Here is a 13,005-nt window from a genome sequence, read left to right as displayed (position 1 = left end):
GGTGCGCGCACGGGGTGATGCCCGCTCGCCCGACCCTTGGGTGCCCGTCGTCCGTCGACGCCCGTAGCCGTCGACGCCGTATCCGTGGGTGCCCGGCATCCGTAGATCCCCCGCACCGGTGGATGTCTGTCATCCCTGGACGAGCGTCATCCGTACCGGTGGATGCCCGCTACGCGTACCGGTAGATGCCGCTGTGGTCCTCCATCTCGGCCGGCGTCACGCCCCACGGGGGCATCTTCTCGTGGCGGGCGACGACGCGGCGGTACTGGGAGTCACGTGGCCCGGGGGGCCGCTCGGGCAGATAGCGGGCACCTCCGTGCCGCTTCTGCCAGCGGGACCACTGGAGGTCGACGAAGGCGTGGTGGAGCCAGAAGGCGGGGTCGTTGACGGAGGCCCCGCCCAGCATGTGGCCGCCCACCCAGCGGTGGACGCGGTTGTGGTTCGCCCAGGTGGCGTTCCCGGGCCCCTGCCCCCACCCCTCCAGCCGGTTCCGGAAGCCGCGCGTGGAGGTGGAGTTGAAGGGGGCCGTGTCGTAGACGGGGTCCTCCAGGGCGGAGTTCAGCTCGCCTCGGGTGGGCAGTTGGAGCGGATGCCGCGGGCGGCCGAACTCGCGCATGAGGAACTCGCCGTCCGTGACCCCTTCCTTGATCTTCCAGTTGCCCTGCGCGTAGGCGAAGGGCCCGGTCATGACCTGCCGGTCCGAACGCCGCCCGTCGCCGCCGAGCAGATCCCTGGTCCACGGCGCGGTGGACGGCGTGCGGTCGCGGGTCCAGTCCCAGTACGGCACGCTCACCCCGGGGTCCACGCGGCGCAGCGCCCGTTCCAGGTCCAGCAGGAACCGCCGGTGCCAGGGCAGGAACGAGGGCGCCATGTGGGCCGAGCGCAGTCCGCCGTCGCCGTCCGAGACGTAGTACTGGATGTGCGTCCGGACGAAGTCGTCGTACTCCCCGCGGCGTTTGACCTCCAGCATCGCCGTGACGAAGCGGCGCCGCTCCGCGCTCGTGAGGGTGCTGACGTTCTTACGCGTGTACACCATGGTGGTGGCCGCTCCCTTCCGCGCCGCTCTCCCGCCCGCCGGTCCCCCGCACGCCACCCGGGGCCGCGCCGCCGGCCTTGCCGTCCATGGCTCTGAGGTGTTCGGCGGGGCCCAGCTCGTCGACGGCCGCACGCGTCGCCGCCAGCGGTGTCGGATACGACTCGTAGTGGTCCACCATGCTGAGATAGCTGCCGTCCGCGCGGCGCATCAGATGCAGCGGCTGTCCGTCCACCGTGACCTGCCACGCGCCGCCGGTGAGCGCGGCCCGGCCGTCCGAACCCCCCTTCCTGCCGAGGATGTGCCGGTCGCGGTACACCTCGTCGAAGGACAGGTCCTCGGGGCGGAGCCGACGCGGCGGCCACGAGGCCGCGACGACGGGGGCCAGCGCCACGCCGACAGCCGATACGAGCAGACCCCGCATGGCGCCACGCCGGGTCAACGCCATTCCACCCGCGACGCGCTCCGCCCCGCGGCCGCGCCCCCAGCCGACCGGCACCCGGCCCCGTCCGCGCCTCGGCAATCCGCTCGACACCCAGCCGATGAACATGCATCACTCCTCGACGAATTCAGGCTGCTTCGATCCGCTTCATCGAGATCAACGACGGCGGCGCCCGATGGTTCGGTCGGCAGGCCCGGTCCGGACTCCCGGACCCGCCCCCTCCCGGGAACGTCATCAGCTCAAGGCCTCTCCGACGGACTCCGCAGTCGTCCGACAGGGAGAATCAGCGTGTCCAGAAATCCCACCACCGGGTGAGGATCAGCATTCCGATGACGCCGATGTGCAGCACAGGAAGAACCCAGGTGAATTCCGCCAGGAATACCTTCAGCCACTCCGGTGCGGGCAGAAAGTCATTCCGTACATTGAAGGATGTGACGTACCAGAACATGATGATCGTGGCGACCCACGCCAGACAGCACCACAGGCACAGCGAGTTGATCCGGTAGAACGACTGGAACTGGAGCCAGGTACAGAATCCGACGCCGAAGAGCATTCCCGCGTTGAAGGTCAGCCAGTACCAGCGCGGAAATCCCGCACCCGTCAGCAGACTCACGCCTGCACAGATGACCATGCCGTACGCCACCAGGCCCAGCATCGGGTTGGGGAACCCGAAGGCCGAGGCCTGGGCGCTCTTCATGATGTTGCCGCAGGAGACGACCGGGTTCAGGCTGCACCCGGGCACGAAGTTCGGGTTCTCCAGCAGCTTGAACTTGTCGATCGTGATGACCCACGCGGCCAGCAGGCCGGCCGCCCCCGTGATCACGAGCAGCAGGGCGAGGGCACGACCGCTGCCGACGGCGCGCCCGTGCGCACCGCCGGCGTCGTCGCCCGCCCCCCGTCCCGCGGCGGCCGCCATCAGCCGCGCAGGCCGCGCGCGGGCAGCAGCACGTGCGCAGCGCTGAGCAGGGTCTCCTCGTCGCCCGCGAAAGCCGTCAGGTTCTCGGGCGCGACGGGCTCGCCGGGCACGGCCACGGGCCAGGCGCGGGTGGCGAACAGGAAGTAGGCGTAGCCGCGTTCCCCCACCGCGGCGAGCCACTCCGGCGGAGCCATGCACTGGGCATTGAGGTGCGGCATGCTGACGACGGCCTGGCCGGCCTCCACGAGCAGGGTGAGAGGCAGGCTCGGGTGCCGTGAACCGTCGATGAGCGTGTCGCCCACGGGCAGCCCGTTGTCGATCAGCAGCTGCCGGACGGCGGCCGCGGATCCCTCCGGGCCGCCCTCGCCGTCGCCCAGCGAATAGGCGAGGAGATAGGGCATGTCTCCGTCGGGGGCGTCACCGCTGAAGGCCATGACGGCGAGCGTGCCGAGATCGGCAACCCGAAGGGGCCGCATTTCGCTTGAGGTTGAAGTCACCGCGGAACCTTATCGATGCGCCCGTTCGGGTACTGACCCGAAATCACCCGACCGGGCGATGACCGAGAGCGTGACCACACGAACGAGGGACTTGGTTCGAACAGCACGAGGGGCCGATTCCCACGCCCGCGGAACCGGCCATTTTCACCGCATCGGATGCAAGACGTCAGTCGTTGACGCAGGCGTTGCCGAAAGCCGGGTTCAACAGGCCGACCACATCGACCGTGTTGCCGCAGACATTGACTGGAACGTGCACGGGAACCTGCACGACGTTGCCCGACAGGACGCCCGGGGAATTGACCGCGGCACCTTCGGCACCGGAGTCCGCGGCAGCACCCCCCGCGGCGGCACCCGCGGCCATTCCGGCGGTGGCGAAAATCAGCGCGGCCTTCTTGGCAGGGTTCATTGCCGGTCCTTTCCTCGGAGGCTTTCTCGGAGGTTTTCTCCAGAGCCTAGAGAAATGCCGACGGGCATTGCGGAAGGACACGCACGCAAAGAATACGACTAACCCTGAAGCGGAAGCCCGCCGAGAAGCCGCTGGTGGCCGCCGACCGTGTTGAGCTTCTTCGTCGCGCCGTTCACGCCGTTGAGCAGCGAGCTCTTGTTCTCGGTGTCGAGCGCGTTCGACTGGTGCTGCAGAGGCAGGACGTCCTGCGCGCTGAGCGAACGCTGACTGGTGACGGTCTCCAGGGCGCCGTTGAGACTGGAGGGCGTGAGGTCGGCGGCTCCGGCGGCGAACGCGGGCGCGGCGGCACCGGCGACGACCAGGGATCCGGCGACTACAGCGGCGGCCTTGAGGGACTTCATCGTGTTCCTTTCTTCGGCGGCTCATGCCACCGGAGGGAATTCCTCTTTGCGCTGCCTAACGAGCACCGGACGCGACGGAAACTCCGTGCGCGGAATATTCCCGCATCCCACCGAACGAACGGGGCGGCCCATCCTCGTCCAGGCCCCCTCCCCGTTCAGGACCCCTCCTTGTTCACCGTGCGGGAGAACGCGGACCGGCCGCCCTCCCTCCCGGGAGGACGGCCGGCCGGAAGGGTCCGGCTGACGTCAGTCGTTGACGCAGGTGTTGCCGAACGCGGGGTTCAGCAGACCGATCACGTTGATGGTGTTGCCGCAGACGTTGACCGGAACGTGAACGGGAACCTGCAGGACATTGCCCGACAGGACGCCCGGGGAGTGGGCGGCCGCGCCGTGCGCGCCGCTGTCGGCGGCGGCGATGCCGGCGGTGCCGGCCACAGCGGCAGCGGCAACGGAGGTCAGGGCCAGGCCCTTCGCGATACGCGACATGGAGAAGTGCTCCTTGGAAATCGACACAACATCCGGGCGGGATGCCCGGCTCTGGATTCAACGCGCGGCGCTCACGCGGGTTGTGCCTCCAAAGGGGTGATCTCGCAAGCGGTCGAAGTTCACGATTCAGACACACATGCCTACTTTCCCTGATAAATGCGGACACAAGCTAGAGTCGGGCTCCTCCAAGGGCGTCTGGAAGCAGGCGCCGTCGGGCGTCGGGAGCGGACGGGGAGCCGGCGCGCACCCATCTGATCCTCAGGTTTCCGTCCTTCCGCTGGTCCAGAACCTTTTCCCCGAAAGGGCACCGCCGGTCATGCGTACTTCCCCGGGCCTGCTGCCGCGCCGTGCGACCGTGGGCTGCTCCGTCCCCGCCACCCGCAACTCCAGTCGCGCGAAGGTCCGTCTGCCGAAGGTCGCGCAGGTCACGTACGCGCGGCTGCGCCGGGGCGGGAACCTCCGTGTCGGCGAGCAGAAGCCGCCGAAGGACAACGGGCTGGTGCCGGTCGCCGAGCCCCGCGGCGCGTACAAGGATCGAGAAGTGGGAGCCGCTCAGACGTCTGGCGGCGCGGGACGGCTTCGGGGCCGCGGGGCGCCGACGGCACTGGGCGACTCCGCCAACCCGCGTGACGACGTGCTGAATTCGGCCATCGGCGAGCCCGGACCCGGTGCGATCGAGCGGGTGCCCGCGTACGCGAACACGTTCGGTTACGACTCGGACGTCCTCGAACTCGGCAAGGGGATCCATGGCGGGGGTGACCAGTCGGCCTTCCGGATCGTTTCGCAGCGGGACACGGCCTGGGTCGGAGCACGGTTCGCCGCCGTCGACGCGAAGCAGTGACGCGCGCCCCGGTGCGCCGCCCGTGAGCAAGGAACCGCGCATGCATCTGCCAACAGACCCTCCGACGCGGGTCCTTCATGTCACGCAGCCGATCGACGGCGGCGTCGCCCGGGTGGTCACCGACCTCGTCAGGGCACAACTCGCCGCCGGAACGCGGGTGGCTCTCGCCTGCCCGGACGGCAACGGCTTCGCCCGGGAGGCAAGGGCACTCGGCGCGGACGTACGGCCCTGGCACGCGACGCGTGCGCCGGGGCCGCAGCTGGCTCAGGAGGTGCGGCGGCTCGGCCGTGTCCTGGCGCGGGTGCGGCCCGATGTGGTGCACGCGCACAGCGCCAAGGCGGGGCTCGCGGCCCGGCTCGCGCTGCGGGGACGGGTGCCGACGGTGTTCCAGCCGCACGCCTGGTCGTTCGAGGCCGTCGACGGCGCCGCCGCGGCGCTCGCGCTGCGGTGGGAGCGGTGGGGGGCGCGTTGGGCGTCCCGGGTGGTGTGCGTGAGCGAGGCGGAGCGCGCTACCGGCGTACGCGCGGGAGTGCGCGCCTCTTGGCGGGTGATCCCCAACGGCGTCGACCCGGAGCGTTTCCACCCCGCGTCCGTCGACACCGTACGAGCCGGCATTCCGCTGCTGGCGGGGATCGGCCCGGCGGCACCGCTGGTGGTGTGCGTGGGACGGCTGTGCCGGCAGAAGGGGCAGGACATCCTGCTGGAAGCGTGGCCCGCGGTGCTGCGGCGCGTGCCCACGGCCCGGCTCGTACTCGTCGGGGACGGTCCGGACGCCGTACGGCTGCGCGCCGGGGCACCTCGTGACGTGCTGTTCGCCGGCGCCGCCGTCGACGCGGTGCCCTGGTACCAGGCCGCCGACCTGGTGGTGCTGCCGTCCCGTTGGGAGGGCATGGCGCTGGCTCCGCTGGAGGCCATGGCCTGCGGGCGTCCGGTCGTCATGACGGACGTGGACGGCGCCCGCGAGAGCCTGCCGCCGGGACATGACGCCCGCTGTCTGGTTCCCGCGCCGGAACCCGGTCCGCTGGCGGAGGCGGTCGGCGCGCTGCTGTCCGATCCGCTGCTGCGCGAATCGCTCGGCCACCAGGGGCGCCGCCACGTACTGACCACGCACGACGTGCGCCTCACGGCCGACGCGGTCGCGGGGGTGTACCGCGAACTGCTGGCCGGCCGACAGCCGCAGCACGCCGGGAGCGTCATGTGCGCGGACCACACCGAGTGCAGGGAGTCCATCCACTCGTGACTGCGGAAAGCACCGTTCCCTCCCCCGGCGGACAGCCCCGGGAGTACGGATTCTCACCCGTCTCGGTCATGCCCTCGCGCGAGACCGACGGCGGCTTCAGGTTCCCTGCCGGACCGCGGACCGCACCCCGGCGCGCCTCCTGGCTGCCACTGGCCGCCATGGACGCCGTCGCGGCGCTGGCGGCCGGGCAGACGCTCACGGAGATCCAGCGGCACCCGCTGTTCGTCGTCGCGCTGCTGCTCGGCGTGGTCGCGCTGAACGCGCGGGCGGCACTGTACCGACCGGCGCCGCTGCCCGCCCTGCTCGACGAACTGCCCGCCGTCTGCGCGCGGATCGCGGTCACCTGGTGCACGCTGGCCGCCCTGCTCGCCGCGTTCGCCCCGGACCGCGCGCTCTCGGCCCAGACACTGGCCCTGGGGTGCGCCGCCCAGTCGGCGATCAGCTGCGCGGGCCGCGGCACGGTGCACTGGCGGCGGCGCCGGGCCCTCGTGCAGCGCCCCGGCGCCGCCCTGGTGATCGGTCCCGCGGGCACGGCGCAGCGGGTGGCCGCGGCCTTCCTGCGTCATCCGAACTGCGGGGTGCGGCCGGTCGGTGTCGTCTCCGACCAACCGGCCGGCTTCGACGGGCTGCCGGTCCTGACCACCGGTGAGGAAGTACAGCGGGCGCTCATCCAGAACAATGTGCGGGCCGTGCTCGTGGTGGAACCATCGAGCGAACGCGGGCCGATGCTGCGGGCGTTGGCCGTCGCGGGCTGCGAGCTGTGGGAGGTCGACCCGGACTCCCCGTCGTACGACCGGGAGGGCCGGCACACGCTGGCCGGGTTCGCCTGCCGCCGTCTGTCGATCGGCCGCAGGCGCACCGGCTTCGGCAAGCGGCTCCTCGACGTCGCCGTCTCCGGGACGCTGTTGCTGCTGGTCAGTCCACTGCTGCTGATGTGCGCGACCGTTCTGCGGCTGACCGACGGGCCCGGTGTGGTGTTCCGGCAGGAACGCATCGGCAAGGACGGACAGCCGTTCACGCTGCTGAAGTTCCGCACTCACCGGCCGGTCGACGCGCACGAGGCCGCGACCCGCTGGAGTGTGGCGGGCGAACAGGAGATGAGCCGCTTCTGCCACTTCCTCAGACGTACCTCGCTCGATGAACTGCTCCAGCTCCTGAACGTCCTCTGGGGCGACATGAGCATGGTCGGACCCCGCCCCGAACGGCCCTACTTCGTGGCCAAGTTCAGTCAGACCTACCCCGGCTACGCGGCTCGCCACCGGATGCAGACCGGAATCACCGGGCTCGCCCAGGTGCACGGGCTGCGCGGCGACACCTCGATCGAGGACCGTTGCCGGTTCGACAACGCGTACATCGACAACTGGTCGCTGTGGCAGGACATCTGCATCCTGCTGCGCACGGCCGTCGCTCTCGTGCGCCCGACGGGGAGCTGAGCCGATGAGCCACGCCCTGCCCGTCACTCCTCTGGACACCCTGACCGCCGCCCTCCGACGCGTGCTGCCGGTGCTGCCGGTCGTCGCCGTGATCGCGCTGCTCGGGCTGCCGCCCTCGCCGAGCGACGAGGGCGGCGCGAACATCGCGGACGCCGTGTCCGGTCTCTTGGTGGTCTGCTGCGCGATCCATCTCGTACGGGCCCGGCGGCGCCCCCTGTCCGTGACCGCCGCGCTGGTCCTCGGGCTCCCGGTGGTCGGCATCGCGGTCTCGGCGGCCGGGGCGGCGGACCCGGGGGCCGGGATCACCGGCCTCACCCGCTATCTGCAGATCTTCGTACTGGTACCGGCCGCGGTTCTGCTGCTCGTGCGCGACCGACGCGACTTCCGGCTGCTGGCCTGGTCGTTCGTCGCTCTGGCGCTGTGGCAGGGGGCGATCGGGGTGCGGCAGTACGTCACCGGGACCGGCGCCTCGTACCAGGGCGCGGACGTCCGGGCGGTCGGTACCTTCGGGCCGACCGACGTGATGGGCATGGCGACGGTGGTCGCGTTCGGGCTGGTGTGCGCGGTGGCGCTGGCGCTGGGGACGGGGGAGGCGCGGCAGCGCTCGGTCGCCGTGCTGTGCGCGCTGGCCCTGCTGCCGCCGCTCGCCCTGTCGTTCAGCCGGGGCGCGTGGATCGCCACGGCCGTGGCCTGCGGCGCGCAACTGGTACTGGCTGGGCTGCGGCGCGCGGTGAAGGTGGCCGCCGCGCTGGCCGCCACCGGAGTGATCCTCGTGGGCGGGCCGGGTGTCGGCACCGCGATGCTCCAGGAGCGCATCACCAGCATCACGCAGGTCACCGACGCACCGGACCAGTCGGTGACCGACCGGTACACGATGTGGGCGGCGGCCACCGACATGTGGCGCGAACACCCGCTGACGGGTGTCGGCTTGAAGGGCTTCCCGGACAACCGGGACGGTCATGCCTCGCTCGCCCTCTCCTCGGGCAGTGACATCTCGGGCGCGGGCGCCGCCTTCCACAAGCAGCCGCTGCTCTCGCCGCACAACATGTATCTCCTCGTCCTCAGCGAACAGGGCCTGATCGGACTGCTCGCCCTCGCGGGCAGCTGGCTCGCGCTCCTGGTGTGCGCGCTGCGCGGCCTCGTCCGCGTCCGCCGCACGCCGGCGGACGCCGCGGGGCCCGGCCTCGCCCCTGGCCGGACCCCGCAGGGCACGGACTGCGCACTCGTCGCGTGCGGGCTGATCGTGTGGCAGCTCGTCGACTTCGTGTACGCGGACATCGGCGGCCCCTCCACGGTCCTGACGGCCGTCGTCTTCGGCGTCATCGGCTGGTGGGCGCTGATGGACCCGTCGGCCCCGGCCGGCACCGTCGCGTCGGCTCCGGCCGCCTCCGTACGGGAAGAGGCCGCGGCGCGATGACGATGACGCCGCCCAGGGCGGGGGAAGACGCGGACACGGACGCGGACGCGGACTTCGGGTCGGACTCGGAAACGGACGCCAGGACGGGCACAGGCGCACAGGCGGACGCGGGGACAAGGGCGAGCACGGGCGTGGGGACGGGGACAGGGGGCGCGGGCATGAGTGCCGGGACATGGGCGGACACGGGGGCAGGGGCCGGCGCGGGGACAACGGCCGGAACAGGGGCAACGGCCGGAACAGGGACGGCCACTGGCATCGGCGCGGGTACGGGGGCCGGTGCCGAGATCGCCCTCCCCCTGCCCCCTGCCCGGACCTCCGGTTCACCCACCGGCTCTCCCACCGATTCACCCACCGGACCGCCGCCCGGCTCTCCCACCGGGACTCCCGGTGGGACCCTCGATGGGGCTCCCCCGGGCCCAGCGACCCCCGACGCCGCACGGCCCGCCGGCCTCCGGGAGCGTCAGGGCCGGGCCGGGCCGGCCTCCAGCCGGTTCCTGGCAAAGGCCGCCCTCGTCACCATCGCCCTCTCGATCGCCGGAGCCGTGCTGGGTCTCGGCCGGGATCAGGCGCTGGCACACCTGTTCGGGGCCGGGTCGGACACGGACGCGTTCCTCGTCGCGTGGACGCTGCCGGAGTTCGCCGCGACGCTGCTGATCGAGGACGGGCTGGCCTTCGTGCTGATCCCGGCGTTCAGCGTGGCCGTGACGCGGCGAGCGCAGGGGGCGGGCGGTGATCCCGTACGCGCCCTGGTCGCCGCCACCCTGCCCCGGCTGGCGCTCGCCTTCGCGGCCGTCGGGGCGCTGTTGATCGCGGGGGCACCGTACCTGGTCGAGGCGCTCGCGCCCGGTCTGCCCGATCCCCGGCTCGCGGTGGACTGCACCCGGCTGACCGCGACCTGTGTGTTCTCCTTCGGGCTCGCCGGGTACTGCAGCGCGGCCCTGCGGGCGCACCGCCGCTTCGTGGCGCCGGCGGCGATCTACGTGGCGTACAACGCCGGGATCATCGCGGCGATGTTCGTCCTCAGCGCCCGCTGGGGCGTGCGGTCGGCGGCTCTCGGTGTCGCGGTCGGCGGGGCACTGATGGTGGTGGCGCAGGGACCCTCGTTGTGGGGGCAACTGCGGCGCGGGGAGACGGCGGGCGAGGCACCTGGCGGTGAGCCGGCCCGTCCGATGGATCTGACCCTCGTCGGCACGGTCCTGCTCTTCGCGCTGTGCCGGCAGTCCCAGGTCCTCGTCGAACGCTTCCTGGCCTCGTCGCTGCCCGCCGGGGCCATCTCGCATCTGAACTACGCCCAGAAGGTGGCGCAGATGCCGATGGTGCTGTCGCTGATGCTGTGCACGGTCACCTTCCCGGTGGTCGCGCAGGCCATCGCCGAGGGCGACACCGAGCGGGCCCGCGACCGGGTGGAGCGCGATCTGACGCTCGTCTCCTGCACGGTGCTCCTCGGCGCGGCGGCGGTCATCGCGTGCGCCCCGCAGATCATCCAACTGCTTTTCCAGCGAGGCGCGTTCACCGCCCAGGACACGGCGGCGACGGCGGCGGTCATGCGTGTGTACGCCCTCGGGCTGCTGGGCCACACCCTGGTCGGCGCGCTGGTGCGCTCGTACTTCTCCTCGGGGCGGCCCACCTGGTACCCGCTGTTCGCGATGACCGCCGGGATCGTCGCGACCTGCTGGATCGGCGTGCTGGCCGTCGGTCCCTGGGGGGTGTGCGGGATCGCCGCCGCCAACGCGACCGGCATCACCCTCAGCGCCCTGCTCCTGCTGTACGGCATGGGACCGCGCAGTGTGCCGATCCGCACCTTCAAGGTGGTGACCGAGATCGGCAAACCGCTGCGGGCCGCGCTGGTCGCCGCGGCGGCCGGTGGCCTGTGCGCGAGCCGCGTGGACTCCCCGCTGCTCGGACTCGTCGTCGGCGGCACGGTTGTGACCGTCGTCTTCGCCCTGCTGGCCTGGGCCTTCCGGGTCGAGGGATTCGCATCCGCACTCCGTTCCGTCAAACGAAGGGTTCCGTATGCCCGTTTCCGCTGACAGCAGCAGACGTACCGGCACGAGCTCCCTCGACGCACCGCCCTGGGTGGCGATGTACCACTCGGTCGGAGACTGTTCCGACGACCCGTACCGCATCACGGTCTCCCCGGACCGACTCGACCAGCAGTTGGGCTGGCTGCGTCGGCATGGTCTGCGCGGGGTGCGCATGACGGACCTGCTCGCGGCCCGCGCCCGCGGCCAGGGGCACGATCTGGTGGGCCTCACCTTCGACGACGGGTACGCCGACTTCGTCGTGACCGCCCTCCCTCTGCTGCGGCGCCACGGCTTCGGCGCCACCCTCTTCGTGCTGCCCGGCCGGCTCGGCGGCGACAACGCCTGGGATTCGCCGGGTCCCCGCAAACCGCTGCTGAGCAAGCAGGGCATCCGGCTCGCCGCCGCCTCCGAGGGCATGGAGGTCGGCTCACACGGACTCACCCATGTCGATCTGACGAAGGCCGACGACGCCGTACTGCACGCCGAGGTCACGGAAAGCAGAGCGGTGCTCTCGGAGTTGATCGGTGCTCCCGTCGGCGGCTTCTGCTACCCGTACGGGACCATCGACCGCCGGGTCGTCGACGCCGTCCGCGAGGCCGGGTACAGCTACGGCTGCGCCATCGACCCCGGCCCGCTGACCGGCCCGTACGCCCTCCCCCGCGTGCACATCGGCGAGAACGACACCCCCGTACGCCTGTTCCTGAAGCACAAGCTGCACCGCCTGCGCCGCCGCCCGGTCGAGGTGGGCCGATGAGGGCCCTGCACATCATCACCGGTCTCGGCGTCGGCGGCGCCGAGCAGCAACTGCGGCTGCTGCTACGGCATCTGCCCGTCGAATGCGACGTCGTCACGCTCACCGACCCGGGCGCGGTCGCCGACGGGCTCGCCGACGACGGTGTGCGCGTCATCCATCTCGGTATGACCGGCAACCGCGACCTCGGTGCGCTCCCCCGTCTGGTGAAGCTGATCCGCGCGGGCCGCTACGACCTCGTGCACACCCACCTCTACCGGGCCTGCGTGTACGGAAGGCTCGCCGCCCGGCTGGCCGGGGTGAGGGCCGTCGTGGCCACCGAGCACTCGCTCGGCGACTCGCAGATGGAGGGCCGCCGGCTCAGTCCGGGCGTACGCGCCCTGTATCTGGCCAGTGAGCGGCTCGGCCGCGCCACCGTCGCCGTCTCGCCCACGGTCGCCGAACGACTGCGTCGCTGGGGCGTGCCCGGGCCCCGCATCGAGATCGTGCCGAACGGCGTCGACCTCGCCCGCTTCCGCTTCGACCCGGTGCAGCGCGAGCACACCCGCCGCCGGCTCGGGCTGCCGGAGGGCGCGTACGTCGTCGGCGGCGTCGGCCGACTCGCGGCGGGCAAACGGTTCGACGTCCTGATCCGCGCCCTGGCCGAACTGCCCGGCGACTGCTGGCTGTTGCTGGTCGGCGGCGGCACGGAGGAGAGCGTGCTGCGGCGGGCCGCGCACGACGCCGGGGTCGCGGACCGGGTCCTGTTCACCGGCGCGCGGCCCACCGGCGGCCTTCCCGGCGCCGATCTGCCGTCGCTGATAGGCGCCATGGACGTCCTCGCCTCACCCAGCCCCGAGGAGACGTTCGGGCTGGCCGTCGTGGAGGCGCTCGCGGCCGGACTGCCGACGCTCTATGTCTCCTGCCCGGCCGTCGAGGACCTGCCGCCCGAGGCGGCCCGCGGTGCCACCCGGGTCCGGGGCGGCGCGGACTCCTTCGCCCGTGCCCTGACCGGCGTCCGCGCCGAGGGTCCCGCCCCCCGCTCGGCCGCGGAGGCGGCCCATCACTACTGCATCACCCGCAGCGCCGCACAGCTCATGGACGTGTACGCGGCCGCTGTCTCGCGCACCTGACTGGAG

At 72.0% G+C, this 13,005-nt stretch carries 13 protein-coding genes and 1 pseudogene; 7 read left to right on the top strand and 7 right to left on the bottom strand.

The window, feature by feature from the left end:
- Positions 1 to 169: 169 nt before the first annotated feature.
- The 7 genes from ACFYW8_RS06960 to chpG all read right to left on the bottom strand — a co-directional run bounded on the left by ACFYW8_RS06960 (position 170) and on the right by chpG (position 4,181).
- Entirely contained in the window at positions 170 to 1,036 is an 867-nt protein-coding gene (locus tag ACFYW8_RS06960; RefSeq protein ID WP_389068671.1) for a tyrosinase family protein, read from the bottom strand.
- Positions 1,020 to 1,583, bottom strand: coding sequence for a tyrosinase cofactor (locus tag ACFYW8_RS06955; RefSeq protein ID WP_389068670.1), 564 nt, complete (start codon positions 1,581 to 1,583; stop codon positions 1,020 to 1,022). The genes ACFYW8_RS06960 and ACFYW8_RS06955 overlap by 17 nt, the downstream gene beginning before the upstream one ends.
- 175 nt (positions 1,584 to 1,758) lie before the next feature.
- Complete coding sequence (locus tag ACFYW8_RS06950) at positions 1,759 to 2,391, bottom strand: vitamin K epoxide reductase family protein (RefSeq protein ID WP_389068669.1); 633 nt, start codon at positions 2,389 to 2,391, stop codon at positions 1,759 to 1,761.
- Complete coding sequence (locus ACFYW8_RS06945; RefSeq protein ID WP_389068668.1) at positions 2,391 to 2,888, bottom strand: DUF5949 family protein; 498 nt, start codon at positions 2,886 to 2,888, stop codon at positions 2,391 to 2,393. Before ACFYW8_RS06945 ends, ACFYW8_RS06950 begins: the two co-directional genes overlap by 1 nt.
- Before the next feature lie 166 nt (positions 2,889 to 3,054).
- Entirely contained in the window at positions 3,055 to 3,294 is a 240-nt protein-coding gene (locus tag ACFYW8_RS06940; protein ID WP_389068667.1) for a chaplin, read from the bottom strand.
- A 98-nt stretch (positions 3,295 to 3,392) separates the two neighbouring features.
- Positions 3,393 to 3,695 carry a hypothetical protein gene (locus ACFYW8_RS06935; protein WP_389068666.1) on the bottom strand — a complete coding sequence of 101 codons (303 nt, stop codon included), beginning with the start codon at positions 3,693 to 3,695 and terminating at the stop codon, positions 3,393 to 3,395.
- Positions 3,696 to 3,941: 246 nt separating this feature from the next.
- Entirely contained in the window at positions 3,942 to 4,181 is a 240-nt protein-coding gene (gene chpG, locus ACFYW8_RS06930; protein WP_389068665.1) for a chaplin ChpG, read from the bottom strand.
- A 370-nt stretch (positions 4,182 to 4,551) separates the two neighbouring features.
- Between chpG and ACFYW8_RS06925 the strand changes: the two are divergent.
- The 7 genes and pseudogenes from ACFYW8_RS06925 to ACFYW8_RS06895 form a co-directional block, all read left to right on the top strand.
- Positions 4,552 to 5,022: pseudogene (locus ACFYW8_RS06925) on the top strand (hypothetical protein); the annotation flags it as partial.
- 40 nt (positions 5,023 to 5,062) lie between these two features.
- Positions 5,063 to 6,262 (top strand): glycosyltransferase, encoded by a 1,200-nt coding sequence (locus tag ACFYW8_RS06920; protein WP_389068664.1) that lies wholly within the window; start codon positions 5,063 to 5,065, stop codon positions 6,260 to 6,262.
- Complete coding sequence (locus ACFYW8_RS06915; RefSeq protein WP_389068663.1) at positions 6,259 to 7,695, top strand: exopolysaccharide biosynthesis polyprenyl glycosylphosphotransferase; 1,437 nt, start codon at positions 6,259 to 6,261, stop codon at positions 7,693 to 7,695. Before ACFYW8_RS06920 ends, ACFYW8_RS06915 begins: the two co-directional genes overlap by 4 nt.
- Before the next feature lie 4 nt (positions 7,696 to 7,699).
- The gene (locus ACFYW8_RS06910) at positions 7,700 to 9,112 is read left to right on the top strand and encodes an O-antigen ligase family protein (RefSeq protein ID WP_389068662.1); all 1,413 of its coding nucleotides are present in this window, start codon (positions 7,700 to 7,702) and stop codon (positions 9,110 to 9,112) included.
- 284 nt (positions 9,113 to 9,396) lie between these two features.
- The gene (locus ACFYW8_RS06905; protein ID WP_389068834.1) at positions 9,397 to 11,142 is read left to right on the top strand and encodes a lipid II flippase MurJ; all 1,746 of its coding nucleotides are present in this window, start codon (positions 9,397 to 9,399) and stop codon (positions 11,140 to 11,142) included.
- The gene (locus tag ACFYW8_RS06900) at positions 11,126 to 11,890 is read left to right on the top strand and encodes a polysaccharide deacetylase family protein (RefSeq protein WP_389068661.1); all 765 of its coding nucleotides are present in this window, start codon (positions 11,126 to 11,128) and stop codon (positions 11,888 to 11,890) included. The genes ACFYW8_RS06905 and ACFYW8_RS06900 overlap by 17 nt, the downstream gene beginning before the upstream one ends.
- Positions 11,887 to 12,999 (top strand): glycosyltransferase, encoded by a 1,113-nt coding sequence (locus tag ACFYW8_RS06895; protein ID WP_389068660.1) that lies wholly within the window; start codon positions 11,887 to 11,889, stop codon positions 12,997 to 12,999. The genes ACFYW8_RS06900 and ACFYW8_RS06895 overlap by 4 nt, the downstream gene beginning before the upstream one ends.
- Positions 13,000 to 13,005: the final 6 nt, after the last annotated feature.

The organism is Streptomyces sp. NPDC002742, from assembly GCF_042888885.1.
Taxonomy (GTDB): Bacteria; Actinomycetota; Actinomycetes; order Streptomycetales; family Streptomycetaceae; genus Streptomyces.
This window is presented reverse-complemented; position numbering and strand designations above follow the sequence as displayed.

Excerpts from the sequence above, each read along its gene's own strand:
- ACFYW8_RS06960 (WP_389068671.1), bottom strand. The coding sequence starts at position 1,036 with ATGGTGTACACGCGTAAGAACGTCAGCACCCTCACGAGCGCGGAGCGG.
- ACFYW8_RS06955 (WP_389068670.1), bottom strand. The coding sequence starts at position 1,583 with ATGTTCATCGGCTGGGTGTCGAGCGGATTGCCGAGGCGCGGACGGGGC.
- ACFYW8_RS06950 (WP_389068669.1), bottom strand. The coding sequence starts at position 2,391 with ATGGCGGCCGCCGCGGGACGGGGGGCGGGCGACGACGCCGGCGGTGCG.
- ACFYW8_RS06940 (WP_389068667.1), bottom strand. The coding sequence starts at position 3,294 with ATGAACCCTGCCAAGAAGGCCGCGCTGATTTTCGCCACCGCCGGAATG.
- ACFYW8_RS06935 (WP_389068666.1), bottom strand. The coding sequence starts at position 3,695 with ATGAAGTCCCTCAAGGCCGCCGCTGTAGTCGCCGGATCCCTGGTCGTC.
- chpG (WP_389068665.1), bottom strand. The coding sequence starts at position 4,181 with ATGTCGCGTATCGCGAAGGGCCTGGCCCTGACCTCCGTTGCCGCTGCC.
- ACFYW8_RS06920 (WP_389068664.1), top strand. The coding sequence starts at position 5,063 with ATGCATCTGCCAACAGACCCTCCGACGCGGGTCCTTCATGTCACGCAG.
- ACFYW8_RS06910 (WP_389068662.1), top strand. The coding sequence starts at position 7,700 with ATGAGCCACGCCCTGCCCGTCACTCCTCTGGACACCCTGACCGCCGCC.
- ACFYW8_RS06900 (WP_389068661.1), top strand. The coding sequence starts at position 11,126 with ATGCCCGTTTCCGCTGACAGCAGCAGACGTACCGGCACGAGCTCCCTC.
- ACFYW8_RS06895 (WP_389068660.1), top strand. The coding sequence starts at position 11,887 with ATGAGGGCCCTGCACATCATCACCGGTCTCGGCGTCGGCGGCGCCGAG.